General features: G+C 65.9%; 25 protein-coding genes. 16 read left to right on the forward strand and 9 right to left on the reverse strand.

Features of this window, described 5'->3' with window-relative positions; translation table 11 throughout:
- Positions 1 to 90 precede the first annotated feature (90 nt).
- Positions 91 to 999, forward strand: a complete 909-nt coding sequence (locus RMN95_RS15285) for a TOMM precursor leader peptide-binding protein (RefSeq protein ID WP_309617765.1) — start codon at positions 91 to 93, stop codon at positions 997 to 999.
- Here the strand turns inward: RMN95_RS15285 and RMN95_RS15290 are convergent.
- Both RMN95_RS15290 and nudC read right to left on the reverse strand, forming a co-directional pair.
- Positions 923 to 2,602: an ATP-dependent helicase gene (locus tag RMN95_RS15290; protein WP_309617766.1), complete on the reverse strand. Its 1,680-nt coding sequence runs from the start codon at positions 2,600 to 2,602 to the stop codon at positions 923 to 925. The genes RMN95_RS15285 and RMN95_RS15290 overlap by 77 nt on opposite strands.
- 52 nt (positions 2,603 to 2,654) lie before the next feature.
- The gene (gene nudC, locus RMN95_RS15295; protein WP_309617767.1) at positions 2,655 to 3,551 is read right to left on the reverse strand and encodes an NAD(+) diphosphatase; all 897 of its coding nucleotides are present in this window, start codon (positions 3,549 to 3,551) and stop codon (positions 2,655 to 2,657) included.
- A 116-nt stretch (positions 3,552 to 3,667) separates the two neighbouring features.
- Here nudC and RMN95_RS15300 point away from each other — a divergent pair, with 116 nt between their 5' ends.
- Positions 3,668 to 4,663 carry a phosphotransferase gene (locus tag RMN95_RS15300; protein ID WP_309617768.1) on the forward strand — a complete coding sequence of 332 codons (996 nt, stop codon included), beginning with the start codon at positions 3,668 to 3,670 and terminating at the stop codon, positions 4,661 to 4,663.
- A 380-nt stretch (positions 4,664 to 5,043) separates the two neighbouring features.
- On the opposite strand, the gene RMN95_RS15305 is transcribed toward RMN95_RS15300, so the two are convergent.
- Together RMN95_RS15305 and RMN95_RS15310 are read right to left on the reverse strand one after the other, a co-directional pair.
- Positions 5,044 to 8,262, reverse strand: a complete 3,219-nt coding sequence (locus RMN95_RS15305; RefSeq protein WP_309617769.1) for an ATP-dependent DNA helicase — start codon at positions 8,260 to 8,262, stop codon at positions 5,044 to 5,046.
- Complete coding sequence (locus RMN95_RS15310; RefSeq protein ID WP_309617770.1) at positions 8,259 to 11,387, reverse strand: ATP-dependent DNA helicase; 3,129 nt, start codon at positions 11,385 to 11,387, stop codon at positions 8,259 to 8,261. Before RMN95_RS15310 ends, RMN95_RS15305 begins: the two co-directional genes overlap by 4 nt.
- A 74-nt stretch (positions 11,388 to 11,461) precedes the next feature.
- On the opposite strand from RMN95_RS15310, the gene RMN95_RS15315 reads away from it, so the two are divergent.
- The gene (locus RMN95_RS15315; protein ID WP_309617771.1) at positions 11,462 to 11,686 is read left to right on the forward strand and encodes a DUF3107 domain-containing protein; all 225 of its coding nucleotides are present in this window, start codon (positions 11,462 to 11,464) and stop codon (positions 11,684 to 11,686) included.
- A gap of 6 nt (positions 11,687 to 11,692) precedes the next feature.
- Positions 11,693 to 11,983 carry a hypothetical protein gene (locus tag RMN95_RS15320; RefSeq protein WP_309617772.1) on the forward strand — a complete coding sequence of 97 codons (291 nt, stop codon included), beginning with the start codon at positions 11,693 to 11,695 and terminating at the stop codon, positions 11,981 to 11,983.
- Positions 11,984 to 12,010: 27 nt separating this feature from the next.
- On the opposite strand, the gene RMN95_RS15325 is transcribed toward RMN95_RS15320, so the two are convergent.
- On the reverse strand, positions 12,011 to 12,736 hold the full coding sequence (locus tag RMN95_RS15325) for a ferritin-like fold-containing protein (protein WP_309617773.1): 726 nt from the start codon (positions 12,734 to 12,736) through the stop codon (positions 12,011 to 12,013).
- 69 nt (positions 12,737 to 12,805) lie between these two features.
- Between RMN95_RS15325 and RMN95_RS15330 the strand changes: the two genes are divergently transcribed.
- Positions 12,806 to 13,522 (forward strand): hypothetical protein, encoded by a 717-nt coding sequence (locus RMN95_RS15330; protein WP_309617774.1) that lies wholly within the window; start codon positions 12,806 to 12,808, stop codon positions 13,520 to 13,522.
- A gap of 120 nt (positions 13,523 to 13,642) precedes the next feature.
- On the forward strand, positions 13,643 to 15,079 hold the full coding sequence (locus RMN95_RS15335) for a DEAD/DEAH box helicase (protein WP_309617775.1): 1,437 nt from the start codon (positions 13,643 to 13,645) through the stop codon (positions 15,077 to 15,079).
- Between the two features lie 9 nt (positions 15,080 to 15,088).
- Here RMN95_RS15335 and RMN95_RS15340 read toward each other — a convergent pair whose 3' ends face one another.
- Complete coding sequence (locus tag RMN95_RS15340) at positions 15,089 to 15,943, reverse strand: PHP domain-containing protein (protein WP_309617776.1); 855 nt, start codon at positions 15,941 to 15,943, stop codon at positions 15,089 to 15,091.
- A gap of 33 nt (positions 15,944 to 15,976) precedes the next feature.
- On the opposite strand from RMN95_RS15340, the gene RMN95_RS15345 reads away from it, so the two are divergent.
- Both RMN95_RS15345 and RMN95_RS15350 read left to right on the forward strand, forming a co-directional pair.
- Positions 15,977 to 16,984 (forward strand): endonuclease/exonuclease/phosphatase family protein, encoded by a 1,008-nt coding sequence (locus tag RMN95_RS15345; protein WP_309617777.1) that lies wholly within the window; start codon positions 15,977 to 15,979, stop codon positions 16,982 to 16,984.
- Between the two features lie 37 nt (positions 16,985 to 17,021).
- On the forward strand, positions 17,022 to 18,035 hold the full coding sequence (locus tag RMN95_RS15350) for an endonuclease/exonuclease/phosphatase family protein (protein ID WP_309617778.1): 1,014 nt from the start codon (positions 17,022 to 17,024) through the stop codon (positions 18,033 to 18,035).
- 194 nt (positions 18,036 to 18,229) lie between these two features.
- On the opposite strand, the gene RMN95_RS15355 is transcribed toward RMN95_RS15350, so the two are convergent.
- Positions 18,230 to 18,688 carry a HEPN domain-containing protein gene (locus RMN95_RS15355; protein WP_309617779.1) on the reverse strand — a complete coding sequence of 153 codons (459 nt, stop codon included), beginning with the start codon at positions 18,686 to 18,688 and terminating at the stop codon, positions 18,230 to 18,232.
- Positions 18,679 to 19,263, reverse strand: a complete 585-nt coding sequence (locus RMN95_RS15360) for a helix-turn-helix domain-containing protein (RefSeq protein ID WP_309617780.1) — start codon at positions 19,261 to 19,263, stop codon at positions 18,679 to 18,681. Before RMN95_RS15360 ends, RMN95_RS15355 begins: the two co-directional genes overlap by 10 nt.
- Positions 19,264 to 19,737: 474 nt before the next feature.
- On the opposite strand from RMN95_RS15360, the gene RMN95_RS15365 reads away from it, so the two are divergent.
- From RMN95_RS15365 to RMN95_RS15385, 5 genes are all read left to right on the forward strand, one after another.
- The gene (locus RMN95_RS15365) at positions 19,738 to 21,228 is read left to right on the forward strand and encodes an aminopeptidase P family protein (RefSeq protein ID WP_309617781.1); all 1,491 of its coding nucleotides are present in this window, start codon (positions 19,738 to 19,740) and stop codon (positions 21,226 to 21,228) included.
- Positions 21,215 to 21,550, forward strand: coding sequence for a DUF4440 domain-containing protein (locus RMN95_RS15370; protein ID WP_309617782.1), 336 nt, complete (start codon positions 21,215 to 21,217; stop codon positions 21,548 to 21,550). Before RMN95_RS15365 ends, RMN95_RS15370 begins: the two co-directional genes overlap by 14 nt.
- A gap of 55 nt (positions 21,551 to 21,605) precedes the next feature.
- A complete protein-coding gene (locus tag RMN95_RS15375; protein WP_309617783.1) occupies positions 21,606 to 21,794 on the forward strand; it encodes a hypothetical protein in 189 nt (62 codons plus the stop codon).
- An 89-nt stretch (positions 21,795 to 21,883) separates the two neighbouring features.
- Complete coding sequence (locus RMN95_RS15380) at positions 21,884 to 22,219, forward strand: PadR family transcriptional regulator (protein ID WP_309617784.1); 336 nt, start codon at positions 21,884 to 21,886, stop codon at positions 22,217 to 22,219.
- Positions 22,220 to 22,293: 74 nt separating this feature from the next.
- Positions 22,294 to 23,163: a hypothetical protein gene (locus tag RMN95_RS15385; RefSeq protein WP_309617785.1), complete on the forward strand. Its 870-nt coding sequence runs from the start codon at positions 22,294 to 22,296 to the stop codon at positions 23,161 to 23,163.
- Here the strand turns inward: RMN95_RS15385 and RMN95_RS15390 are convergent, their stop codons facing one another.
- Positions 23,164 to 23,661, reverse strand: a complete 498-nt coding sequence (locus RMN95_RS15390; protein WP_309617786.1) for a general stress protein — start codon at positions 23,659 to 23,661, stop codon at positions 23,164 to 23,166.
- Positions 23,662 to 23,696: 35 nt separating this feature from the next.
- Between RMN95_RS15390 and RMN95_RS15395 the strand changes: the two genes are divergently transcribed.
- From RMN95_RS15395 to RMN95_RS15405, 3 genes are all read left to right on the forward strand, one after another.
- Complete coding sequence (locus RMN95_RS15395) at positions 23,697 to 25,037, forward strand: magnesium transporter MgtE N-terminal domain-containing protein (RefSeq protein ID WP_309617787.1); 1,341 nt, start codon at positions 23,697 to 23,699, stop codon at positions 25,035 to 25,037.
- Positions 25,021 to 25,536 (forward strand): DUF1003 domain-containing protein, encoded by a 516-nt coding sequence (locus RMN95_RS15400; RefSeq protein WP_309617788.1) that lies wholly within the window; start codon positions 25,021 to 25,023, stop codon positions 25,534 to 25,536. The genes RMN95_RS15395 and RMN95_RS15400 overlap by 17 nt, the downstream gene beginning before the upstream one ends.
- A gap of 49 nt (positions 25,537 to 25,585) precedes the next feature.
- A partial coding sequence (locus RMN95_RS15405) for a P-loop NTPase (RefSeq protein WP_309617789.1) occupies positions 25,586 to 26,616 on the forward strand: 1,031 nt, incomplete at its 3' end.

The following is a 26,616-nucleotide window of genomic DNA, read 5'->3' on the forward strand; positions in this document are numbered from 1 at the left end:
TGGGTACGGGCTGTGGACTGTTCGGGCTGTGGACTGTTCGCGCTGTGGACTGTTCGCGCGGGCATGGGGCGAGCCGGTCACACTGGGCGGATGACCCTCAGGCTTGACCCCAGACTGCCGCTCGTGTGGCGTTCCCCCTTCGGCATGCAGATCGGCGTCGACCCCGCCGTCGTGCGCATCGACGACGTGACCGAAGCCCAAGAGCGGATGCTTGCGGCCCTCGCCGTCGGCACCAGCTTCCCCGGCCTTGCCGTGGTGGCGGGCGGGCGCACCTCTGACGCCCGCCGGGCCAGGGATCAGCTGCTTGCCATCCTCGCGCCCGCACTGGCGCCAGAGCCTCGCGCGTCGCTCGGTACCGTCGCGATCTCCGGAAATTCTGTTCTTGCCACCGCCATCGCCGGACTGCTCGCCGACCAGGGCGTCGAAGTGCTGGTCGCGGCCGACGCCGCCGACCTCGCCGACCGCCATCCCTGCGTCGCCGTCGTGGTGGGCCACTTCGTGCTCGCGCCACGGCTCCACGCGGTGTGGTTGCGCCGCGACATCCCGCACCTGCCCGTCCTTGTCGGAGACAGTGGCACCGTGGTCGGCCCAATGGTCGAACCGGGCTTCGGGCCGTGCCTGCTCTGTCTCGAGCTGCACCACCGGGACGAAGACTGGGCATGGCCCGCCATCGCTACGCAGTTGCTCGGGCGGCGCAGCAGCGCGGAATCCGCCGTCCTCGTGGCCGAGACGGCCGCCGCCGCGAGCCGGATGGTGATCGCCAGGCTCGCGGGGCCCGGAGGGGGTGGCGCGGCGGAATCGGTGCGCATCGACGCGGCCACGGGAGAGAGACGGTGGCGGCAATGGCAGCAGCATCCGGAGTGCGGATGTGGCGGCATCCCCCCACGGGAATCGGCCGATGCGAAACCGACCAGCCGGACGCTCAGGCCAGCTCGGCCAGGAAACGACTGGGCGAGCGCTGCCCGGCTCGCCCCTGCTGGGGGCTGGTCGACCAGCTGAGCGCCAGGGCTCGGCGAGCACGCGTGACACCCACGTAGAGCAGCCGCCGCTCCTCGTCCACCGCCGTTGCATCTTTCGCGTAGCTGATCGGCACCAGCCCCTCGGCAAGGCCAATGAGGTAGACCGAATCCCACTCCAGCCCCTTGGCCGAATGAAGGGTTGCCAGTGTCACCGCCGACATCGTCGGCTCGTGCTGGCCGGCCTGACGCTCGAACAGTTCGTCGACGAACTGGCGCAGGGTGGTGCCGACCGGGGCCTCCTCGGCAAGGTGCATCAGGGCATTCAGCGAATCCCAGCGCTCGCGCACGGCGCCGCGGGTTTCGGGCGGCTCCTGCGACCAGCCGATCGACCGCAGCACATCGCTCATCGTCTTGAAGAGAGGCTCGACGGCGGTGTTGACGGTCGCCCCCCGCAGCAGCATGAGGGCCTCCTTCACCTCCCGCTGGTCGAAAAACCGGCTCGAACCGCGCACCAGATAGGGCACGCCAGCATCGGCAAGCGCGGTCTCGAGTGCCTGCGACTGCACGTTGATCCTGAAGAGCACGGCAATCGATTCGGGTTTGGTGCCCGTCGCGATCTCTGCGGCGATCGAATTCGCCACGGCTCTTGCCTCCGCGCTGTCGGACGCATACGCGCTGGTGACCGGCGCAGGACCGGTGCGCTCGCTGGCCGAATGCAGGGTGAGGGCACCCGGTCGATCCCGCATCAGCCGATTGGCCGTCGCCACGATCGACGGGGTCGACCTGTAATTCTGCTCAAGACGCAGCACGACGGCATCCTCATGCTCCGAACCGAACCCGAGCAGGTAATCGGGGCTGGCACCCGCGAAGGAGTAGATGGTCTGACTCACATCTCCCACCACGCATACGTCGTTGCGAGGGCCGAGCCATAATTGCAGCAGGTCGTGCTGCAACGGCGACACATCCTGATACTCATCGACGACGAAGAATCGATATTGCTCACGAACCTGCTGGGCCACGCGCGGCTCAGCCTCAACCATCCCCGCTGCCGCGAGCAGCACATCCTCGAAGTCGATCTGCCTGCGCTCATCTTTTACGGTCTCGTAGGCCCGCTGCAGGGCGACCATCTTGTCGAGCGTGAGCGCTGACGACACCGGCCGCCCCTTCGTCGCATAGTCGTCGATCGACAACCGCGAGGTCTTGCGCCATTCAATCTCCGCGGCGACATCGCGCAGAGTCGCCGTGTCCAGCTTGAGCCGCAGCGAATCTGCCCCGTGGGCAATGACCTTCGCCTTACCCTCGAGCAGCCGCGGCATGGTGCCGCCGATCACCTGCGGCCAGAAAAAATTCAGCTGCGACAGCGCGGATGCGTGAAAGGTGCGCGCCGAGACTCCCCCGGCCCCCAGCGCCCTGAGCCGGCCGCGCAGCTCCCCCGCCGCGCGGGCGGTGAACGTGAGCGCCATCACGCGCCCCGGCGCGTACACGCCGGTTGCGACGCCGTAGGCGATGCGGTGGGTGATCGCGCGGGTCTTGCCCGTGCCGGCACCCGCCAGCAGGCAGACCGGGCCCAGCAGCGACTCGGCGGCCAGCCGCTGTTGCTCGTCGAGACCGTCGAGCAGGGACTCTGCGGTGCCGGTGGTCACTGGCCGCCACCACACGCGCGGCCGTTGCTGGCCGGCGCCGGTTCCGCGGCCATCACTGCCCGTCCATGATCGGCCCGCCGTACCACTGCTCGATGATCGCGCGGGCTATCGACGTGCGGCCGGGGAGCTTGATCTCGGGCCCGTTCGAGCCACCGAGAGCGGCGGTGAGGTCATCCCGAGTGAACCAGCGAAGGTCGAGAATCTCGGTGCCATCCGGGGTTGCTTGCGTGCCGTGCTCGGGGTCGACCCTGGCCGTGAAGCCGAGCATCAGCGACGCGGGGAACGGCCATGGCTGGCTGCCCAGATAGACGGGGTCGATGACCCGGATGCCGGACTCCTCGAACACCTCACGCTGCACCGCGGTCTCCAGTGACTCCCCGGGCTCGACAAAGCCGGCGAGCAGCGAGTAACGGTTGCTCTCCCACAGGGCATTCGATCCCAGCAGGATTCGGTCGTCCTGATCCGTGATGCCCACAATGATGGCGGCATCGGTGCGCGGGAAGACCTCGGTGTTCGACACGGGATCGCGGCGAACCCAGCCGCCCTTCTCCGACACCGTCGGCTCGCCCGTGCGGGGCGAGAACCGATGAGACGCATGCCAATTGAGCACTCCGAGCGCCTCGACCAGCATGCCGGCATCCCGATCGCTGAGAACATTGCCGAGGGTGCGAAGGCTGCCCCACTCGGCCTCGGCTAGGTGGCCTGCGTCGTCAAGCTGCACAGCAACGATTGGAGTGCCGACCGGCTCGGGGCTCGAGGTCGACAGCGAACGGCCCAGGTAGACCCTCAATTCGCCCGAGGGAACCGCGTCGACAGGCAACAGCGCGAGACTCGACTCAGACGACAACAGGGCCGAACCCTGAAAGATCGGAAGGATGCGCGTGGCCGGGTCTGCCCACAACTCATCGAACAGGTTGTCACGTTCGCGGGCCAGGTTATCCCTGTTCATCTCGAAGCGAGATAGCGGCAGTCTCGAGGAAAAAGAATGTGGCATGGAGAGGCGAGCCCGTCAGAAGTGCGTGGCGTGAAGCGATTGAGTGGGGCGGGCAACCTACCCTGTCTGGTATGGCCAGATCCCATCTCACTCTAGCCGCGCTCGCCACCTCGGCCGTGCCGGGGCTGGACGTCGCCGGCGCCGCACACTTCGGAGGAAGCGAGGGTGGCGACTTCGACGCTGCCCTGCTCACCGGTCGTGACGGAAAGCACTGGATTATCCGTGCCCCCCGCAACGCCCGCGCTGAGTCGGAGCAGTCTGCTGATCTCGTTGCGCTTCGCGCACTGAGCGCCGGGGTGCGCACGCGCCTTCCGTTCTCCGTCTCCACCTTTGCGGGCCAGGCGCCGCTCGGCTCCACTCGTGCCTTCGTCTACGAGTTCGTCTACGGCGCGAAGGTGACGCTCGGGTCAATCGGGTCCGGGCCCGATTCGCTCGCGTCATCCATCGGCTCTGCGATCGCCGCCATCCACTCGTTGCCGACCAGCTTCGTCGCGGACGCTGGTCTGCCCGTGCTTACCTCGGGCGAGTGCCTGCGCGCAGCAGTCACCGTCATGGATCGCGCTGCCGCGACCGCGCTCGTACCCGCAGCCCTCATCGGCCGCTGGGAGAAGGCGGCTGAAGACACGAAACTCTGGCAATTCCAGCCCACCGTGATCAATGGTGCGGTTTCGGCGGATTCGTTTCTCGCGGCGGACGACGCGGTCGCCAGCGTGCTGGGCTGGCAGGAGTTGCGCGTGAGCGACCCGGCACGCGACCTGCAGTGGGTGCTCTCGAATGACCCCGTCGCCGACAGCGTCTTCGACGCATACTCCCGCGCTCGCGGGGCCACGGACCGCCAGGTGAAGCAGCGCGCCATGTTTTACGCGGAACTCGAGGTTGCGAAGTGGCTGCTGCACGGAACCGAAACGCGCAACACCGAGATCGTGGATGACGCGGTGCAGATGCTGACCGGCCTGGTCGACAACATCCGCAACGACGTGATGAACCCGATCGGCACGCAGACCATGCCGACCATGGCGGTGGATGAGGTCGAGGCGTTCCTCGCCCGCAGCGAGAGAGCCGTTTAGTCGGCTTCCGGCCCGCGGCGTGCGGACTTTGAAGGGTCGGTCTGCCTCGACGTGACGCGGTCGCACACCGGGCGCCGGGCTGCCAACGTGCGTCGAGCTCCCAAGTTCGCGTCGAGAACGCCACTTTTGCTGCCTCGGGTCGGGTCAACCCAGCCGAAGTGGCGTTCTCGACGAGGGTGGGGGCCGCTGCGGCCGCGGCGCGGCAGCTGCAGGGCGACACGCCATGAGCGCGGGGCATCGCCGGGATCGCGGGATGCCGTCTGGTTTGGGGGGGATTTAGCGGCAGCAGTATGCGGTCAGAGTGCCGTGCGGCCGCTGGCGCGCATGAGAAGGGTGGTGGGCCCGTGCGCGCGAGTCGGTTGAGGCGCTCAGTGCGGCAATCACGAGTCGCCCGGTGCCGTGGCCGCTCGCCACGCCGCTAGCAGCTCCGACTCGTCGAAGAGCCGCTCGGGACGGATAATGGCGTCGTCTGACACGTAGTAGAACACGGCATTGATCCTGGTGATATCGATGCCCTTGAACCGCGCATACGCTAGCCGGTACAGAGCAAGCTGCAGCTGCTTCTGCTGTAGATCTTTCGCTCCACTCGGGGCCTTGCCTGTCTTCCAGTCGACGATTTCGAATCGCTCACCGCCGACCACGTCGTCGCGCCCGACGGAATAGACAGCATCGATCTTGCAGATGATAATCCGGTTGTCGAAGGGCAGGTGTATCTCTATCTCGACGTCCACAGGGCTGAGCCCCGCCCAGCGTGAGCGTTCGAAGATGCCTTTCAGTCGCTCAAGCTCAACCAGGTCGAGGTCATCTCCCTGCTGCTCGAAATCGAGTTCGCCTGAGGCAGCATCCACCAGTTCTGCGGGCGACGATGCCCCGTATCTCGCCTCGACCCAACTATGGAACCGGGTTCCGAGCCTGGTGGCGCGATACGGCTTCTCGGGCATGGGGCGGCGAAGCGCTCGGGCCACGCCCTCGGGGTCGGTGACGAAATCCTTGAATCGGGATGCGGGAATCCGTTCCGGCAACGGCACGACCCCCGACGCGAGCGCGGCGGCTTTCCGCTCGGCCAGCAGGAGGTCGAGGTCACGCTGCCAGATGCCGGCCGGGCGTGCTTCGTCCATAGTGCCGAGCACCAGTTCGGCGGCTCGTTCGACGACCCTTCGCCGATCACCCAGAGGGTCAAGCGGCCATTGCTCGATCTCTGCTTCACCCTGAAGCGGGTTATCTTCGTACGCACTCTCGGTGGGAAGCTCGCCGATGAGACCCGCCGCGGCGAGCTCGACGAGGAACACTCCGGGCGGACGAGGCTTCGCCTGCCCACCCCAGAAGGCTCCGGTCATGAGCAGGGAGTCCTGCGCCCTGGTGACCGCGACGTATCCAAGTCGGCGCTCTTCGGCCTGGTGTCGAGCCGCCAGTTCGGCCTTGAAACGCTTGAGCCCGGCGTCGAACTCGGCCTGGGTTTGGGCGCCCTGCCAGTCGAGTCGCGGAAGCTCGCGCGCATCCCCCCTGAATTCGAACGGTAGCTGCCCAAACCTCACCCAGCCCGTGCCCTCCCGCGAGGCCGCGGGCAGCTCGTCTGTGGTCATTCTGGGCACGGCGACGATCTCCCACTCGAGACCTTTTGCGCCGTGGATGGTGAGTAATTGCACGGTTCCGCGCTCGGCATCCTCGCTGCGCGGACCCATCGTGTCGCTGCGCGCGGCACGGTCGAGCCAGCCGAGGAAGGCGCCGAGGGTTGCCTGCTCGTCGCTGGCAAGGAAGCCGGCGAGTTCATCGCGGAACGCGTATAGGTTTGCTGCTCCCAGGCCGGATGATTCGTTGGCGATCACCTCAATGTCAAGCAGCAGCTCCTGCTCGACGAGTCGCACCAGGTCGGGCAGGGCGAGACCAGCCCGGGAACGGAAAAAGGCGAGTTGGCGTGCCACAGCGCGCAGCCGGCGCAGACCGAGCTCGCTGAAGCCGGACAGCTGGCCGTGACCCTCGGGAGCCTCCCCCACGAAATCCAGGGCGTCGACGATCGAACGACCGTCGTCGATGGCGACAGAGTCGCGCATCCGCTCTTTCACGTCGTCGCTCAGTGCGACCTGCGACCAGTGGCGCGAATGCAGCCAGCCCGCCACGGCGGCAAGCTCCCGCAGGTCTCGCGGCCCGATCGCCCAGCGGGCCCCCGAAAGCAGGCGGATCAGCTCGGACCCCGCAGTCGGATCATGAATGACACGCAACGCGCTCACCAGATCGACAATTTCGGGAGCGGAGAGCAACCCGCCGATGCCCAGGATGTGGTGCGGAATCCTGAGATCGGCCAGGGCGCGAGCGAACAGCCCCATGTGGCGACGCTGGCGGAACAGGATGGCCGCTGTGCGGCGCCCGCCATCCCCCGACGGCCTCTCGAGCTCGCTCTTCAACCACCGGGCGACGGCCCGCGATTCTTCGACCATGTCGTCGAAGTACGCACCGATGAGGGATCCGGCGGGGGCCGCCGGACGCGGGCGCAAAGACTCGACGGTGATGGGCGATGCCGCACTCAGGGGAGCCACGAGCAGGTTGGCCGCGTCGAGGATCGTGGTTGCGTTGCGCCAGCTCGTGGAGAGCGCAAATTCGCTGGTGGAACCGAAATCGCCCGCGAATCTGGCGAGGTTGGCGGCACTCGCACCGCGCCATCCATAAATCGACTGGTGCGGATCACCCACGGCCATTACGCCGTGACCAGCGAAGAGCGTTGCCAGCAACTCGGTCTGCACGACGCTCGTATCCTGGTATTCGTCGAGCAGGATGACCCGATACCGGTCGCGGTACGACTGGACCGTGGCCGATGAACGCCCGCAGATCTGCAGGGCAAGGGCTACCTGATCGCTGAACTCCAGAAGCCCGCGTCGACGTTTTTCGAGGGCGTACTGCTCGGCGAGCTGCAGCAGCGGGGCCAGCGCCGCGACATCCGAGACGGCTTTGGTGACACTCGCATACGGGGTCGCCTTGGTCTTGCCGCTCGTATACGGCAGCGCGGCAAGGTCGGCAAACCGCTCGGCGTAGCTCTCCACCGCGGAGGCGACTGCGACATTATCGCTGAGCTGGTGGCTCAGCTCGAGCACCTTCTCGGTGATCGCATCAATGCTGCTGCCGAACGCCACGAGCCGGTTGTCAGCGCTCTGAGTGACAATTCGCCGAGCCAGTTGCCACGACGACGCGTCATTCAACAGCGCCGATTCCGGCTCACGGCCGATCAGCAGCGCGTTCTCGCGGAACAGCGCGCTGGCGAACGAGTTGTATGTTGACACCGTCGGCTGATCGAATTCGGCGCGCTCCGGGTCACGGGACGCGCGGCTGCCCTGAACGAGTCGCAGCTGCGTAATGCGCCGCGCGATGCGGTCGGCAAGACCCGCGGCCGCCTTTCTGGTGAAGGTGAGCCCGAGCACCTGGTCGGGCATCACGAGGTTGTTGGCGAGCAGCCACACCACGCGGTTGGCCATCGTCTCGGTCTTTCCGCTGCCGGCGCCGGCGACGACCAGGGCGGGGGTCAGCGGCGCCTCGATGACGGCCTGCTGTTGGGTGGTCGGCTCGGGCAGCCCGAGCAGTTGAGCAAGCTCCAGCGACGAGATGCTCATGAGCTCACCGCCGGCACGATGTGGATCCTGCAGCGACCGTAGCTCCACGGGTCGAGGCAGTGCGAGCCGAGCTGGGCAACGAATACGGCACCGGCCATGCCGTCGGCGTCGTTCATGATCCTGTCGCGAAACGCGTCGAGTTCCGACGCAGTGAAGGCCCTCTGGTGCGGGGCCGCGTACTCGGTGCCGCGTGTTCCCTTCGACACGATCACCAGTTTCGCTCCCCCGTTGATGAGGCCGTCGGGCACGCCCTCGATCGCCGCCGAGGCGAACGCGAGTTGGTAGGCGCCGAGCTGCGCATGGTCGAGCACCGCGTCGTCGGATGTCGGATCGTTTCGTCCCGTCTTCAGGTCGACGATCACCGCGGTTCCGTCGGGGTAGCTCTCAACCCTGTCGATTTTGCCCCTGAGGGTGGCCCGGCCGACCTCCAGTTCGAAGGAACCTTCCCTGCTCACCACCGTTCCCCCGGCCGCGTCGAAGTCTCTCAGGTAGGCCGACAGCCGTGACGTGAGGTCGCGGGCTCGAGCCTTCTCCACTTCCGAATGCCAGCCCGCCTCAAAGCTGAGTTCGCCCCAACGTTCGTTCACCGCGGCGAAGAGCGCATCCGGAGTGGTCTCAACAGCCTTTTCTGCGACAGAGTGGATGAGCGTGCCGAGGTTTGCCGCGACGCTGGATGATCCGCCGCCCACCTCGTCGATCAGCCAGTGCAGGGCGCACGTTTCGAACGCTTCCATGCGCGAGGGCGACACGCGCACGGTCGCCTCCGGGTCGCCGAGATCGGTGAGCGACGCGGTCGTGCTTGGTTCGCTCAACCCGTACCACTGGTCGGGATGTGCACCGGGCACGCCCTCGGCCGAGAGCCGGGCGATTCCGGATGCCGCCTCCCCCGATCCCGTCAAAGTAAGCTCGCGCCGCATCCGCGCCACCATCCCGCGCAGGCTGAGCGGATGCCGCGGCAGCCCCGCGACGGAACCCTCGGGCACGAGCCGCAGGAATGGGGACGGCAGGTTGTCGTCGCCAGCCACCGCGGTGACGACGACCTCGGATCGAGCGCGCGACGTGGCCTGCGCGAACATCCGCAGCTCGTCATGCATCACATCCAGACGCTGATCGACGGTGCTCGGGTCGCCCCCGGACAGCACAACCAATAGATCCTGAGAACCCAGCAGTGAGCCGCGAATGCGCAGATTCGGCCAGACGTTCTCCTGCATACCGGCCACGACGACAATCTCGAATTCGCGACCGACCATGGCGGACGGTGTGCCGACCGTCACGGAATCGATGGTCGCCCGTAGCGCGAGTGTGTCTTCGGCAACATCGGCCGATCGCCACGAATCCAGAAACACCGCGGCGGGAACGTCGGGGGTGCGCTCGACGAACCGCTTGGCAGCCGAGAACAGTGCGACCACGGCATCGAGGTGGCGATTCGCCTCCTCCGCCACGAGGCCCGAGCCGAGTGCCTGCTCGAACCAGGTCTTCTCCAACCCGCTGCGCTGCCAGGCGCCCCACAGCAACTCCTCGATGGTTTCGCCCGCGAGCGCACCGGCGGCGGTGTCGTGCAAATTTTTCGCGACGACCAGCGCGGCGCGCGCCACTCTCGTATCCACGGTCACCAGCCCGGCCGGATGCGCGAGCGCGTCGACCAGCAGGTCGTCTGCCGCGCGATCCCCGCCTCCGGCAAGCTCTTCGTGCCGCAGCGCTGCCTTCAGTCGGCGCAGCGACACGGCGTCGAGCCTGCCCACGGCGCCGCCCAGAAGCTCGAGCGCGACCGCGCCATCGAGCTCTCGACCGGATGACATTCCGGCGACGCCGAGCGCCAGTTCGAGAAGGAGGATCAACCCCTCAACCGCGTACTCGTCGCGCACTGCGGCACGGGCACTCGAGACGCTCGTCGCGACCTCAAGAGCGCGCAGTTCACGCGCGAGCGAGGGCACGACGGTTCCGGATCGCACCACCACCGCCATCTGCGACCAAGGGATGCCGTCGAGCAGGTGGCGTTCTCGAAGCCGGCGGGCGATGAACGCGACCTCCTCGGCGGGAGAACCCAGTCGATAGGCGGCGGCAGTTGCCGTCGCACTGCCCGTGGCATTCGTGACGGCAGCGGCAGCCAGTGCCTGTCTCTGGGGCCCCGCAGCGGCGGCGCCGATGCGGCCGGTGATGCCGGCCACCAGCTCTCGCAGCTCCGACCCGTGACGATGAACATGCTTGAGGTAGAGCGACTGCACGGGTCGCCCGAGGGCGGTGCCGAGTCGGCCGAGCAGATCGGGTTGCGCGCCCCGAAAACCGCCGGTCGTGACATCCGGATCACCGAAAGCAATCACCGAAATACCCCGGCCCACCAACGCCCGAAGCAGGGTGACGGTCGACTCGGTCGACTCCTGGGCATCATCCAGAATCACCAGGCGCAACCCATCCAGACGGAGGGGACCCTCTTCGGCGATGAGTGCCGCCGCCTCGCGGATGAGCTCGGTCGAATCGAAATGACGTTCGCGGTAGCTGCCCTTGACCGCGTCATAGACGGTGATGAAGTGGGATGCGGCCACCCATTCGGGTCGACCATGCGTGCGCCCGAGCGAGGCCAGCGCGGCCGGGCTCACTCCGTACTCAACGCTGCGCATCATGAGGTCGCGCAGCTCGGTCCTGAAGCCCCGAAGACGCCGAACCTCAGGATCCAGTTGCTCGGGCCATTCGGTTCCGGTGCCGTCTTCTATCTCGCCGGCGAGCAGATCCGCAATGATCCGGTCCTGTTCGGCACCGGTCAGCAGCGTCGGCGCAGGATCGCCCGCGAGCGCGGCGGCATCGCGCACCACCTCGAACGCGAGCGAGTTCGCCGTGCGGGCCATCGGCCCCGGCGTGGGCACGGCCAGTCGCTGCGCAAGACGATCCCGCAACAGCGTCGCGCTCGCCCGACTCGGGCTCAGGATGACGATCTCGCCGGGAGCCCAACCCCGCCGAAGAACCCGCTCGGCCACCAGCTCGATGAGAGTCGTCGTCTTGCCGCTGCCGGGCGCCCCCATCACCGAGGCGCTGGCGTCATCCGCCAGGTCGATGACCGCCCGTTGGGAGGGGTCGAGGTCGACGGGCAACAAGCGAACGTCACTGCCGCCACGCTCGAAGATCGCCATGGCACCACGGTAGCGGGATGCGCTGACAGTGAACGGCGCCGAGCGACCATGTCGTTGTGTCGTAGCCTGTGATCGTGGACATTCGCATCGGCATCGCCAACAGCCCCCGTGAGATCAGCTTCGAGTCATCGCAGACCTCGAGCGAGGTCGAGAAGACAGTCTCAGTCGCCCTCGAATCGAATTCGAAGTTCGTGAAGCTGCTCGATAACAAGGGAAACGTGTACCTCGTCCCGACCGAGTCTCTCGCTTACCTCGAGATCGGCTCGGAAGAGTCGCGTCGCGTCGGCTTCGTCGCCTAAGCAGCCATGGAGCTTCTCTTCGTCTCGGTCATCGGTGCCTGCATCGGCGGTGTTGTTCGATACAGCCTTCCCAAGCGGGGCTCGTATGGAGCGTTCCTGCTCCCCGCCGCCGCGGCTGCTGTTACCGCCACGGTCTGGGTCGCCCTGCTCTGGGTCGGCTTGGCATTCGAGGGAACCTGGATCTGGGTGGCCAGCATTGGCGCTGGCGCAGTCGCATCCCTCGTCATTGCCCTGGCGTTGCCGCGAACGCGCACCACATCGGATGCCGCGAAGCTCAAGCAACTCGCCGGAGTGTGAGGCGCTGGGCTCGAGCGGCGGGTCGGCTCAGGCTGTGAGGCCGAGCGCATCCATTCTCCGCGTGTGAGCGGCAATCAACTCGGTGAATACCGGCTCGATTCGGGCCTCGTCTGACCTGTGGTCGTCGGTGTACCGCAGTGCCGACCTGGCCACGAGCATTGTGTCTCCCACGAGCCTCCTGCCCCACATCGCCAGTCGAGCCGACAGGCGCGGGTTCTCCTCAATCGCCGAGGTCAGCAAGTCGGCAAGCACGGCTTCCCCGGATTCGCTGCTGAAGATCCCGGCAATGCGACGACCGGTCTCATCGGGAAGCCCCAGCGCGAGCCTTGCGAAGAAGTCGTCGAGAAATCCCGCGGTCAGGTAACACGCCACCACCGTTTCGAACCAGTCCCCGCCGCGAGTGTCGCGCTCGAAGTCGTCGACCACCCTGGTGAACGGCTCCATCACCTCGGCAGGGTCTTTGCCGGCGCGGACGATCTCGGCGACCAGCCTGCGGTGTTTGGCGAGTGAAAGTTCCGCGGCCCGGCCGATAGCCGTCTTGGCGGTGGTCGACGGCGCGGTGGAGATCGCCCTCGACAGGTTCTCGAACACCATCAATTGCACGTAGGCGGACCGCCCAAGGAATCCGAGGAGATCGGGGGTGAACTCGACCAACTCGACCTTGGTGGTGAGCTGGTCAACGCCCCGTGAGCGCAGGCGCGGCACATCTGATCTGCGCGGGGTGCGCGTGAATCGCGAAAACCAGGAAGCCACCGTGCCAGCCTATTGCTCCGAGTGGCAGCCTGTGCTGCCCGGCGACACCCAACCCCTATCATGATATCCATGACAGAAATTCAGCTCACTCATGATCTCTCCACCGTGGAAGGATTCGCACGGCGAGTTGTCATAGACCGCACGCCGCGCAACATCGCTCTCGTGCTCGTGCTGCTCTCGATTGCAGCAATCGCGTACAACACCGTCAGCACGCTGCGCACCCTGTCCGATTTTGGCGGCCAGGCCAGCGACTTCCTCACCGTGTTCTTCTCGGTCGAAGGAGATAGTCCTCTGAGTAGCTTCATGTTCATCGTTATCGTCTGGGCGCCGCTGTTCCTGCTTCCGGCATCGCTGGCCTTCTTCCTCTATTCCCGGGCCACCGAATCAAAGGTCGCTGCGAAGACATTCCAGGAGTTCCAGGCCAATGGATACCTCGCCATCCAGGCCCCCACATCACTGATCGTCAGTCCGAACAATGACCGCAACACGATGCCTGTCGTGTTGGTGAGTCACCCGTCCGTCCCGGATGGGGAGTTCGCGGCATCCCTCGCGGCAATCGAAGCGCAGCTCGCGAGCCTCGACAAGAAAGCGGTCAAGGCGCTCGGACGCTCGGTCGTCAAAGCCGGGGTCAACTTCGGAACCTCAGCGACCGCACTCAATTCGCTACTTCCCGCGGCACTCATGGTGACGGTACCGAGGAAGGGATCATCGAACGTCGTCGTCATTCCTCCCGCCGGAGCGCCCGCCACCTCAGCAAAGACGCGCATTTTGGGTGTCACAGCCTGACCCACGCAGGTTATCGACAGCCGACCCGCTAAACTGGGCCCATACCTCCCGTTCTGGCGGAGGTCCTGCGCCCCAGGACAGAACGGGCGTACCTCGTTACCTGATAGGGCCCTTCTTCTCTTGACATTTTCAGAACTCAATATTGACCAGGACATGGTCGACGCTCTCGCAACCAAAGGCATCATCGAGCCATTCCCCATCCAGACCCAGACGATCCCTATGGGGCTCGCGGGTCAAGACATCATTGGGCAGGCCAAAACCGGAACGGGTAAGACCCTCGGTTTCGGGCTGCAGCTGCTGCAGTCGCTCGGTACCGACCCTGCGCCCGGCGTCAAGGCGCTGGTGGTCGTGCCCACACGCGAGCTGTGCGTGCAGGTAGCCGAAGACCTTGTGCTCGCGGCATCCAATCGACGCACAAAGATCGCTGCCATCTACGGCGGCAAGGCCTATGAGGGCCAGGTCGACGAGCTGAAGGCTGGCGCGCAGGTCGTGGTCGGCACGCCGGGGCGGTTGCTCGACCTCGCCTCGCAACGACTGCTCTCACTCAAGGATGTCAAGGTCATGGTGCTCGACGAGGCAGACAAGATGCTCGACCTCGGCTTTCTCGCCGACATCGAGAAGTTGTTCGCGCAGACCTCGCCCACCCGCCACACCATGCTGTTCTCGGCGACCATGCCCGGGCCGATCGTTGCCCTTGCACGTCGTTTCATGAATAAGCCGATCCACATCCGGGCCACCGACCCCAACGAGGGGCTGACGCAGGCAAACATCAAACACATCGTGTACCGCGCCCATAATCTGGACAAAGACGAGGTCATCGCGCGCATCCTGCAGTCTGAGGGCCGCGGCAAAACGGTGGTCTTCACGCGCACCAAGCGTGCCGCCGCCAAGCTCGTCGAAGAGATGAACGACCGCGGTTTCAACGCGGCCGCGGTGCACGGCGACCTCAACCAGGAGCAGCGTGAGCGCGCCATGGCGGCGTTCAAGGCCGGCAAAAAAGACATTCTCATCGCGACGGATGTCGCGGCTCGAGGCATCGACGTCAACGACGTCACCCACGTCATCAACCACACCATCCCCGACGACCACGACACCTATCTGCATCGCGCCGGGCGCACAGGCCGTGCTGGCAAGACCGGGATTGCCGTCACCTTCGTCGACTGGGACGACATGCACAAGTGGTCACTGATCAACCGCGCCCTCGACATGGGAATCCCCGAGCCGACCGAAACCTACTCGTCGAGCCCGCACCTCTTCGTCGATCTCGACATCCCCGAGGGCACGAAGGGCCGCCTTCCCGGCGCGCCGCCCGCCCGCGCTCGCGAAGCCGCACCGTCGTCTGCCGGTCGCGATGGTCGGCCGCCGCGCACAGGTGGAGACCGCGGGTCACGCCCCGCACAGGGCTCACGCCCGCCCCGCGAACGCTCGACCGATGTCGTTCGAGACAGCGCGGCCGGCGGCGGCACACATGACGGCGCGGCCCCGTCCCGTCGCAGTCGCACTCGCACCCGCCGCGGCGGTTCGGGTGCGCCAGGAAACACCCCGCCGGTCGGTTAGGGTCGGGTCTCAGCCGCGGAACGGCTGGGAGCCGGTGCCCGCGGCGATGAGCCGCTCCAGCACCTCGGAGGTCGTCGTGTTTTCTGCGAGACGGTTCGGCTTGCCCTCGCCGTGGTAGTCGCTCGATCCGGTCACGGAGAGTCCGAACTTCGCGGCCAGCTCCAGTAGCCAGCCCTTGCCGTCGTCCGTGTTGTCGCGGTGGTAGACCTCGAGGCCGAACAAGCCGTTGTCGACGAGTTCGCGGATGACCGAGTCATCCATCGACCGATACTTGCCGTGGGTGGCGGGGTGGGCCAGCACGGGCACTCCCCCGGCCGCGACGATCATGCGCACGCCCTCGAGCGGCGAGGGCGCGTAGTACTTCTCGTAGTAGCCACTTTGCCAATGCAGGATGCTCTCGAACGCGGCGCTGCGGTTGGCGACGTGACCCTTGCGCACCAGGGCGTCGGCGATGTGCGGCCGGCCGAGGGTGGTGCCGTCGAGCGATTCGGCGAGCACGTCATCCCAGGTGAGGTCGTAGTCTGCCGAGATTCGCTCGACGATGCGCTCGGCCCGGCGCAGCCTCCCGTCCCGGATGCGGGCCGTCTCGGAGACGATTCCGGCATCGAGCGGGTCGAAGAGGTAGGCCAACATGTGCACGCTCGCCGGGCCGTAGTTGGTGCTGAGCTCCATGCCGGGAATGACCGTCAGGCCGCTTCCGGATGCCGCAGCGAACGCCTCCTGCCACCCCGCAGTGGAATCGTGGTCGGTGATCGCCACCGTGCCGAGGCCAGCCGCAACCGCGGCCCGCACCAGCTGCGTCGGAGTCTCCGTTCCATCGGATACCGCGCTGTGGGTGTGCAGGTCGATGGCGCGGTCGGGCATTCTGCAAGCCTATTGGCATAGGCTCGGGCCGCCATGATTCGTCGAACCCTCGCAGTATCCGTCGCACTCGGGATTGCGCTAGCCATCGTCGCCTGGCCGCAGGCGATTGGGCTCTCACGGGCGCCAATTACCGCGCATGTCGTCTCATTGCGGGGGCTCGCGATCGTTGCTGCCGTCGTCGTCGCCGTGGTGCTGATAGTCGTCGCTACACGCTCTCGCCGCGCGAGAGTTCTCGCTTCGGTCGCCGCGGTGCTGCTCACCCTGTTTGGCGCCGCTAACTTTGCCATCCTGGCCAGCAGGGGAACGGCCGGATCGGACGGTTCGCCGGCGTCGACGGCCGGTGTCACCGTGCTGGCCTGGAACACACTCGGGGATGCCCCCGGCGCCAGCGTGATCGCAGAACTCGCGATCGCCGAGGGGGCCGACATTGTCAGCCTTCCCGAGACGACGGCAACGGTCGGCCGTGACGTCGCCGCACTCATGGCGACGGCGGGGATGCCGATGTCGACGTTCACTCTCGCCTACGACAACAACAACCCCGCACGCTCGACCACGCTGCTGATCAGCACCGAACTTGGCGAATACGCGGTGGATGAGACCTCCCGCACCACGCTTGTGCTGCCGACGGTCATCGCAACCCCGACCAACGGCACCGGTCCGACGATCGCGGCCGTGCACACTCTCGCTCCCCTGCCGCCGATGATGCTGGCATGGCAGCAGGATCTGCAGTTCGTCCAGGCGCTGTGCACCAGAGACAGCGTTATTGTGGCCGGCGACTTCAATGCCACCGTCGACAATTTCGCGGGGCTAGGAACCGACAGCGGTTCAACGCTTGGAGAATGCTCGGATGCCGCGCTTTCCGGCCACGCGGCGGCGCTCGGCACCTGGCCCACCATCCTGCCGCCGGCGCTGGGCTCGCCAATCGACCACGTTCTCGTCACTGACGACTGGGTCGTGACCGGCGTTCGGGTCATTGAGACCCACGACGACTTCGGAAGCGACCACCGTCCGATCGTCGCTCACCTCGCCGCCGTCCGATAGGCACGCACTCACAGCGCTGGGTTAGGCTCGGGCCGCCATGATTCGTCGAACCCTCGCCGCCATCGTCATCGTCGCGACGGCACTCCTTCTTCTGGTGATCGCGTGGCCGCAGTTGTTCGGGGCGGCGCAGCTTCCGATCCTCGCGCAACTCGTGTCGCTGCGGGCGGCGGCGGCCAGCGTGGGGCTCGGCATCGTGGCGTTACTCGTGGTGGTGGCGCTCGTTGCGGCGCCGGTTCGGCGGTTCGCGGCATCCATGGCGGCCATTGGGCTCGTGTTCTGTCTGGTCAATCTCGCCGTACTGTCGACGCGGGGTTTCGGTAACACCACCTTTGCAGCGGCCACCGATAACGACGTGACCGTGCTCAGCTGGAACACCCTCGGCGACCTGCCCGGAGCCGACACCATCGCGCAACTGGCCATCGAGGCGGGCGCCGACATCGTGGTGCTGCCCGAAACCTCGCGGGCCGCGGGCGAGGCCGTCGCCACCATCATGGGCGAGGCTGGGCTGGCGATGGTGGCCCACACCTCGTCATACGACGAGATCTCCAAAGCGCGATCGACGACGCTGCTGATCAGTGCCGACCTCGGCGACTACACAGTGGATGAGGGGGCCCGCACCACCACCGTGCTGCCCTCCGTGATCGCCATCCCGGCCGACGGCACGGGGCCGACCATCATCGCCGTGCACCCGGTGGCTCCCATCCCCGGAGAGATGGATCACTGGCGCCAGGACCTGCGATGGGTGAGGGATGCCTGCGCCGGCGGCAACGTCATCATGGCCGGTGACTTTAACTCGACCATGGACCACTTCGCAGGGCTCGCGACCGCCCCGAACGCCGCCATCGGTGAGTGCCTGGATGCGGCGGTCGCCACCGATAACGCCGCCGTCGGCACCTGGCCTTCCGCCGCGCCCGCGCTGCTCGGCGCCCCCATCGACCACGTGATGGCCACCGCGAACTGGCGCGCGACCGGGATGCGCGTGATTGAAACCCAGGACGACGCCGGCAGCGATCACCGCCCGATCGTGGCGCAGCTGACCCCCGCAGGCTGAGCGGGACTCTGAATTGCCTCAGCACCCCATCCGAGCTACGGGACAGTCGCGCAAGACACAGTCCCCTGACAATCGCCGGAGCATCAATCGCTGGAGCATCCGTCCCGCTCCCCCTGCCGACAATCACGGTCGAGATCGTGATCAGGCGTCTTCTGTATTTCCGGGTCGATGCGAACTGTTAGCGATCTGCCGGGTCATGACGAGAGCCCTCTGGCGAGGGCGGCTTCGAACAGCGTGCGAGCGACCTGAGCGGCTTTCTCGGTCGCTGCTACGCCCACCGGCTTCGCCTCGTAGCGGTCCTGATTACGCGCGCGCCGCAGGCGATCGAACTCTCGCGCCGCTCTTTCCGCGGGCGGCTTGTCGAAGACGGCACGCAGATAGCGGCCGAGCGCCTCGTGCTGGCCGGGTCCGTTAGTTGTCCGAAAGCCGTACGCCGCCAGCAGCGCCTCGCCCGTGTCGTGACAGGCATCGTAGGCAATCCCGTACCTGACGACGACACTGGTGAGCAGTGGCAGTTGGTCCAGGCGCTCCTCAGCCTGCCGCAGGAACGAGGTCGCGCGCGCAATGTCTGACGGCACGACATCGAGACGTCGCCCCTCGACCAGCGCGAGTACCGTCGCCTGCTGGACGCGCGTGAGCGGTATTAGCGCCACGGTAACTCCCCGATTACAGCGACCGCCGGGCCGCGGCGCACGTTGTCCAGGAAGCCGGAGGTTGCGGCGAACTCCTCGGTGGTGAGGATCGTCGGGTTCACGGGGCGGTGCACCGCGGACTCGACCCGTGTGCATGCTTCGTAGATGGCGTCCACCTCGGGCTCACCGAGCACCATGACGTCGATGTCGTGCGGTGCCGGACCGGCATCCCCGAGCATCCGCGCAGCGAAAGAGCCGTAAAGGAATGCGGACTCAATCCCATCGATGTGGGCAAACTCGCTAGCCAGGATCACCACAGGGCCGGTCGCTATCATGAGGATCTCACGCAAGGGATCCACCAGCGGGCTCTCGCCGTTGGCGCGTATCAACCTCGTGCGGCCCACGTGTCGCTCGCTCAGGATGCCGGCGTCCACCAGACGAGCGACTTCGCGATGCGCCGTCGGGTAGGCCAGGCCGGCACGATCGGCCAGATCGGTGACGCTCAGTTCCTCCCCCGTGAGCAATAAGGTGGAGAGCAGGCGCGCTTGACCGTCCGACCGGAAGATCGGAGCAAGAAGCGGCGCCGCAGTTCTCATATGGTTGATATTATCATCCATTATATCAACATTCAACGGCACGCGATTGGGCCGTACGTCGACCGCCCCGTCATGCTTGAGTTGCTGAGCTGATTGACGATGCCGGGCTGCGCATGGCCGCGTTCACATCCTCATACGACGAGGTGTCCAACGCACAATCGACGACCCTGCTGGTCAGTATCGCCTCGGCGACTGCCAGGTGGATGAGACCGCCCGCACCACCACCGTGCTGCCCTCCGTGGTGGCCACGCTGCTAGGGACCCCGATCGACCACGTGATGTCAACCCCAAACTGGCTGGCTACCGGGATGCGGGTGACGCTGACCCACCCGCGGGGGCGCTCGCTTTCCCGCCCAAATGAAGGAGATTCCGCCGCCAACGACGGCACCCAGTGCCCCGCGCACTCCCTACGCGGGAATCTCCTTCATTTGGGCGGGGCGGCGCTCGGTCGGTGAGCCGGGTGGAGAATGGACGCATGGCTGACTCCACCACATCCTCCCCCGCCCCTCGCGCTACCTCGAATCGGTCGACGACACCGGTCTCGTCGACCTTCGTCAACTACATCTCGTCGCAGTGGGCAGACCGGCCCGACGAGGTGCCCGCCCCGCGTGAGCAGTCCGCTTACGCCGCCGACCGGCGTGCCCGCATCTCGGCGCTGCACCCCGGCAAGCGACTGATCATCCCGGCCGGCGCCGCCAAGGTACGCTCCAATGACTGCGACTACCCGTATCGCGCCCATTCCGCGTTTGCTCACCTGACCGGGTGGGGCTCGGATTCTGTCGCGGGCAGCGTGCTGGTGCTAGAGCCAACCGATGACGGGCACACCGCCACCCTGTACTTTCGTGAGGCGGCAGGTCGAGACACAAATGAGTTCTACGCGGACTCTGACGTCGGAGAATTCTGGACCGGTCCCCGGCCGTCGCTCGCGCATGTCGCCGCCGATCTGGGGCTTGCCACGGCCGCGCTCCCCGCTTTCTCCACCATCATTGACAGCGTGGATGCCGCGACTCTCATCGTCCGCGATGCCGACCGTGACGTGACCGACCAGGTGGACGGCCGCAGGCTGCTCGCGGCAGACAGCGAGGCGCTCGAGACGGACGGCGACACCGAACTCACGCGGGACCTGAGCGAGCTGCGGCTCGTCAAAGACGCGTTCGAGATCGCCGAGATGCGCGCCGCCGTCGCCGCCACGAAACTCGGGTTCGATGACGTGATCCGCGACCTGCCGCAGGGGGTAGCCCACAACCGGGGCGAACGCCTGGTCGAGGGCACGTTCAACCGACGCGCGCGCGCCGAGGGCAACACGGTCGGGTATGACACGATCGCGGCATCCGGAGCCCACGCCTGCATTCTGCACTGGACACGCAATGACGGCGCCGTCGTGCCGGGTGACCTGATCCTGATCGACGCCGGCATCGAGCTCGAAAGCTACTACACCGCCGATGTCACTCGCACCCTGCCGGTCAACGGCACGTTCAGCGAGGTGCAACGGCGCGTCTACGAGGCCGTATTGGAGGCTGCGGATGCCGCGTTCGCCATAGTGAAGCCGGGCCTGACGTTTCGCGAGATCCATGCCGAGGCCATGAAGGTCATCGCGAAGAAGACCGCGGAGTGGGGCCTGCTGCCGGTGAGCGCAGAAGAATCACTTGAGCCAGATCATCAGTACCACCGGCGCTACATGGTGCACGGCACGAGTCACCACCTCGGCATTGACGTGCACGACTGCGCCGCGGCTCGCCGTGAGCTCTACCTCGACGGCGTGCTCGAAGTCGGCATGGTGTTCACCATCGAGCCGGGACTCTACTTCCAGCCCGACGACCTGAGCGTGCCCGGGGAGTATCGCGGCATCGGAGTTCGCATCGAAGACAACATCCTCGTTACCGAATCGGGCGCCGAGAACCTGTCGGTCGGTATCCCGCGCACCGCCGATGACGTGGAGGCCTGGGTGCGCGGTGACCAACACTGAAACCGTGCGGGCGTCATTCACAGCGTTCCGCGCGCAGGATGCCGCGGCCGCCGAGCGCCTGATGGCCGACGATTTCGTCTTCACCAGCCCGCAGGACGATCGCATCGACAAGGCCGCGTGGCTCGAGAAGTGCTTCCCCACCGCCGACCACTTCGCCTGGCAGAAGCTAATCGCCGTCACCGAGGTCGATGCCGAGACAGTGCTCGCATACTACGAATACGAGCTTCAGACCGGCAACAGGTTCCGCAATACGGAGATCATCTCCGTACGCGGCGGTCGGATTGCGGAGGTTCAGGTGTTTTTCGGCGGCCGTGTGCCCTGAGTCGATTTCGTCGGCACGCTCGGCGGTGACGTGTGACCGGTGAGACACTGTGACCATGGACGTTGTTTCGATGCAAGACCTGCCTCGCCGTCCCCTGTCGACGGGAGAGCTCATCGCGCGCCGTCGCCAGCATCCTGCAGTCGACATCATCGCCATGACAAGAGAGATCGATCAGAAGGCAAGGTTCAACGATCTTCCCGGCGTGAACTCCACGCTGATCACGCTCGGCGCTGTGCCGGAGTAGGTCGACGCCGCCGGGTTGTGCTTGTAGCCGCTGCACGTGATTCGGCGCGCCCCTCACGCATATTACGCCTACCGAGGTATCTTCTTCACATGAATAAAGAAATGCGAGAACCCACCTTCTTCGTCCTCATGGCACTGCTCAGTGGGCCGAAGCACGGGTATGCGCTCATCACCGAAGTGGCATTTCTCTCGGACAACGCTCTCACTCTTCAGGTGGGAACACTCTATGGTGCACTGGATCGGCTGCAAAAGGAGGGCCTCGTCTCGCAGTCGGGATCGGAGATCGTATCCGGTCGCCATAGGCGATACGTCGAAATCACCGAAGACGGGGTCAATGCCCTTGAGGCGGAGAGTGCGCGGCTTCGCTCACGTGAACTGCGGGTCACCGCAATGTTGACTCAACGACGGATCGGGTTCGCCTCATGAACGCGCTCGAGAGCCGGTACCGGCGAGCTCTGAGATGTTATCCGGCGACGTGGCGTCTGAATAATGAAGAGGCCATGCTGGGCACGCTGCTGGATGCGGCTGAAGGGCAGGATCGCGCTACGCCGAGACAGTTGGAACTTGCGAATCTTGCAATTCATGGAATGGGAAGTCGCATTGGACACGTTCCCTTCACAATTCCGGCGGCAGTGCGTGACCGGGCATCCACCGCGGCCTTGGCCATCGGAGCAGCGATCGCTCTCACCGCAGCGATGCAGTTGGAGGTGCCGCCGGACAATCCGTCTCAAACTATTTGGGCTGAATACCAAACATTCGGGCCGTTCGCGTCGCCAGCAATCATCATTTATTCAGTGTGGATCATCGCCCTCTTTTCGGGGATGGCAGGGTTTCCGACGGCGGCGCGAAGCTTCACTCTCGCCACTGTCCCGCTGTCGTTCGCGATCCGCGTTGTGGCGGACTCGCAGAATATGGGGCTGAGGCCGACGTGGAACTTTCTGGGTCTATTGGTCCTGCTGGCTGTACTGGTTGCCGCAGGAAAACCGGGTTCGACCCGATCCAGTTCTCGCTGGCTTGTCGGATGGTTCCTGCCCGCACTCCTTCTTTTTGCTGTGCCACAGATCCTCCGGCCCAGCTGGTTCTCTTATCAGGAACCTCTTTGGCTTGCCAGACCTGAGCTGATTTCCTGGTCCCCTCTCATAGCCGTCCTGCTCGCTGCTGTGCTCCGTTTGGCAGGCAGATCGGCATGGGCTGTTGTGGCGTTGCTGATCGGTCTGCCCTTCACTGCGGCTGCCCTTATGGGAGGCGTCGGAATTTCATTCGAGACCGCCCAACTCAGCCTCGGACTTACCATCGCCGCGCTGGGGCCGGTAGTGCTACTTCCAATATTCGGCATCCGATTGCGACTGGAACGGGTGTCGCACCAATAGCTACTCCGCCGGGTGCGACAGCAGCGCCTGCTGCGCCTTCGCAGTCAGCTCCGGATCGATGATGATCTGGTAGTTGCTGGCGAGCACCTGGTGCGTGGAGGTGAAATCGCGGCGGCGACGACCGATCGTGTACGTGACGATGCTGAAGATCATCCCGAAGCCTGCTCCGATCAGGAGTGCGGCGCCTACGATGCCGAACGTCTGGGCGCTCGGCGGGGTGAACAGCGTGAAGACGAGGCCCAGGAAGAGACCCAGCCAGGCTCCGGATGCCGCGCCCGCCAGTGCGGCTTTGCCATAGGTCTGCTTACCGGTGACCCGCTCTACCGTCTTGAGGTCGTTGCCGACGATGGAGAGTTTCGCGACCTCGAAATCGGCCTTCGACAGTCGATCGACGACGGACTGGGCCTCAAGGTAGGTGTCGTACGTTCCGAGCACGTCACCCTTCGGGACGCTGGGAAGGGCGAGGCCACGGCGGGCGAACATGCTCTGGTTAGTCACCGGGCCATTGTGCCACGCGGGGGTAGGGTTTGAGCGTGAGCACGTCGAGAGTATTCGCGGCCCGACTGGTCGGGTGCTCCGTTTTCGACCCCAATGGCGAGAGGGTCGGCAAGGTTCGTGACGTGCTCGTGGTGTACCGGTCGCTCGGCGGCCCGCGAGTGGTCGGCATGGTGCTCGAGGTGCCGGGTAAGCGCCGCGTGTTCCTGTCCATCGGGCGCGTGACCAGCATCGGCTCCGGCCAGATCATCACCACCGGCCTCATCAACCTGCGCCGGTTCGAGCAACGTGGCGGCGAGATCAGGGTCATGGCCGAGCTTCTTGGTCGTAACGTGCGACTGCGCGACGGTTCGGGCGAAGCGACCATTGAGGATGTCGCGATCGAAGAAACCGGGCTCGGCGAGTGGGAGGTGAACCAGGCGTTCCTCCGACGCCCCAAAACAACTGCGTTCGCCAAGGGCGCTACCCTGTTCATCGCCTGGTCGGACATCATCGAGAAGACCGAAACGGGAGAGTCCCAGTCGGCCACCCAGCTCGTCGCCAGCTACGCCGATATGCTTCCCGCCGACCTCGCCACGGCCATGCTCGACCTGCCCGAGCAGCGCATGCTTGAGGTCGCCGACGAACTCTCGGATGACCGCCTCGCCGACGTACTCGAGGAGATGCCCGAAAACGAGCAGGTCGACATCCTGAACCAGCTCGACGACGATCGCGCTGCGGACGTGCTCGACCAGATGCAGCCCGACGATGCCGCCGACCTCATCGCGCACCTTAGCGACGAGCGTGGCGAGACCCTGCTCGACCTGATGGAGCCCGAAGAGGCCGAAGACGTGCGCTTTCTGCTGTCGTACGCGCCAGACACCGCGGGCGGCCTGATGACGACGGAGCCGATCATTGTGTCGGCGGATGCGACCGTGGCCGAGGGCCTGGCCCTGATCCGTCGCCACGAGCTCGCGCCCGCTCTCGGTGCCGCGATCTGCGTGACGCTGCCGCCCTACGAGCCACCGACCGGCCGGTTCCTCGGGATGGTCCACTTCCAGCGGATGCTGCGCTACCCACCCAATGAGCGACTGGGCATCATCGTCGACACCACCCTCGAGCCCGTGCACTCCGGCACGAGCGCGGCGGAGGTGTCTCGCATCCTCGCCAGCTACAACCTGGTGTCTGTTCCCGTCGTCGATGAGAATCACCGTCTCGTCGGGGTGGTGACCATTGACGATGTCCTCGACTATCTGCTGCCGGATGACTGGCGAAGTACGAGCGCCGAACCCGCAGCGTTCACCAACACTTCGACCGCCTCGGTGACGCTGAGAAGGCCGACAACCCAGAGCAGGCCGACAACCCCCGGCAGGAGGGCACCCCGTGGCACGCGACCGTAATTCTCGCTCCAGCCGCTCAGACTCGCGCCTCGACCTACCCCGCGGCCTTCGCACGACACCCTCGCTGTTCCAGAGCCGCGACCGGTTTGGGCGATTCACCGAAGCCATCGCCCGGCGCATGGGCACGCCGTGGTTCCTGTTCGGGCTTTCGATCTTCGTCATCGTCTGGATGATCTACAACACGCTCGCCCCGGAGGGGATCCGGTTCGACTCCGCCGCGATCGGATTCACCGCGCTGACGCTGATCCTGTCGCTGCAGGCCTCCTACGCTGCGCCGCTGATCCTGCTGGCCCAAAACCGGCAGGATGACCGCGACCGTGTGCAGATCGAGCAGGATCGCCAGCGCGCCGAACGCAACCTCAACGACACCGAATATCTCGCCCGTGAGGTGGTGGCGCTGCGGCTGGGGATGAAGGACCTGGCCTCGAAAGAGTTCATCAGGGCCGAGCTGAAATCGCTGCTCGAGGAGCTGGACCGCCCCGACACCAAAGCCGACTGACCCCGTGTCGACCACACACCCGCGCGAGGCCGAGATCGCGAACCACGTGATGCTCAATCTGCGTACCGTGATCGATCCCGAGATCCGTCGGCCGATCACTGAGCTGGACATGATCGGCGGTGTCTCCGTCGACGCGGCGGGTGTCGCATCCATCGACCTGAAATTGACTATCGTGGGATGCCCCGCCGCCGCCACCATCGAACGCGATGTGCACGACGCCGTCGTCGCCACCCCGGGTGTGAGCAGCGCGCGGGTGAACGTGAGCGTGATGACCCCCGTGGAGCGTGAAGCCCTCACCTCGAAACTGCGCGGCGGTCGCCCCAAGACCCTGCAGTTCGGCCCGGATTCGCTGACCCGCATCTATGCAATCACCAGCGGAAAGGGCGGTGTCGGCAAGTCGACGCTGACGGCCAACCTCGCGGTCGCGATGGCCGAGGGAGGTCTTCGTGTGGGGCTGATCGATGCTGATGTGTTCGGCTTCTCGATCCCGGGGCTGCTGGGCATTTCCGGATCGAAGCCCACCCAGGTGGGGGAGATGATCCTGCCGCCGGTCGCGCACGGGGTCAAGGTCATCTCGATCGAGATGTTCGTGCCCAATCGCCCGAGCGATCCATCGGAGGCTGGGCTTCGGGCCCCCGCAAAGGCCGCGGTGTCATGGCGCGGGCCGATGCTGCACCGCACCATCCAGCAATTCCTGACCGACGTGTTCTTCGGCGATCTCGACGTGCTGCTGCTCGATCTGCCGCCCGGCACCGGCGACATTGCGATCTCGCTCGGGCAGCTACTGCCGCAGGCGGAGGTCATCGTGGTCACCACCCCGCAGGCCGCCGCTGCCGAGGTTGCCGAGCGCAGCGCCCTGGTGGCCCGCCAGACCGGCCAGGTGGTGATCGGGGTGATCGAAAACATGGCGGGGTTGCCCCAGCTCGACGGCACGACACTGCACCTGTTCGGTTCGGGTGGCGGGGTGGATGCAGCGGCTCGGCTGTCGACGCCAGAGCAGCCCGTGCCGGTACTAGGGTCGGTGCCGCTGAGCATCGCCGTCCGTGAGGGCGGGGATTTAGGGCTGCCGGTGGTGCTCGC

Origin of the sequence: Salinibacterium sp., from assembly GCF_031364185.1 — a bacterium.
Taxonomy (GTDB): Bacteria; Actinomycetota; Actinomycetes; order Actinomycetales; family Microbacteriaceae; genus Rhodoglobus.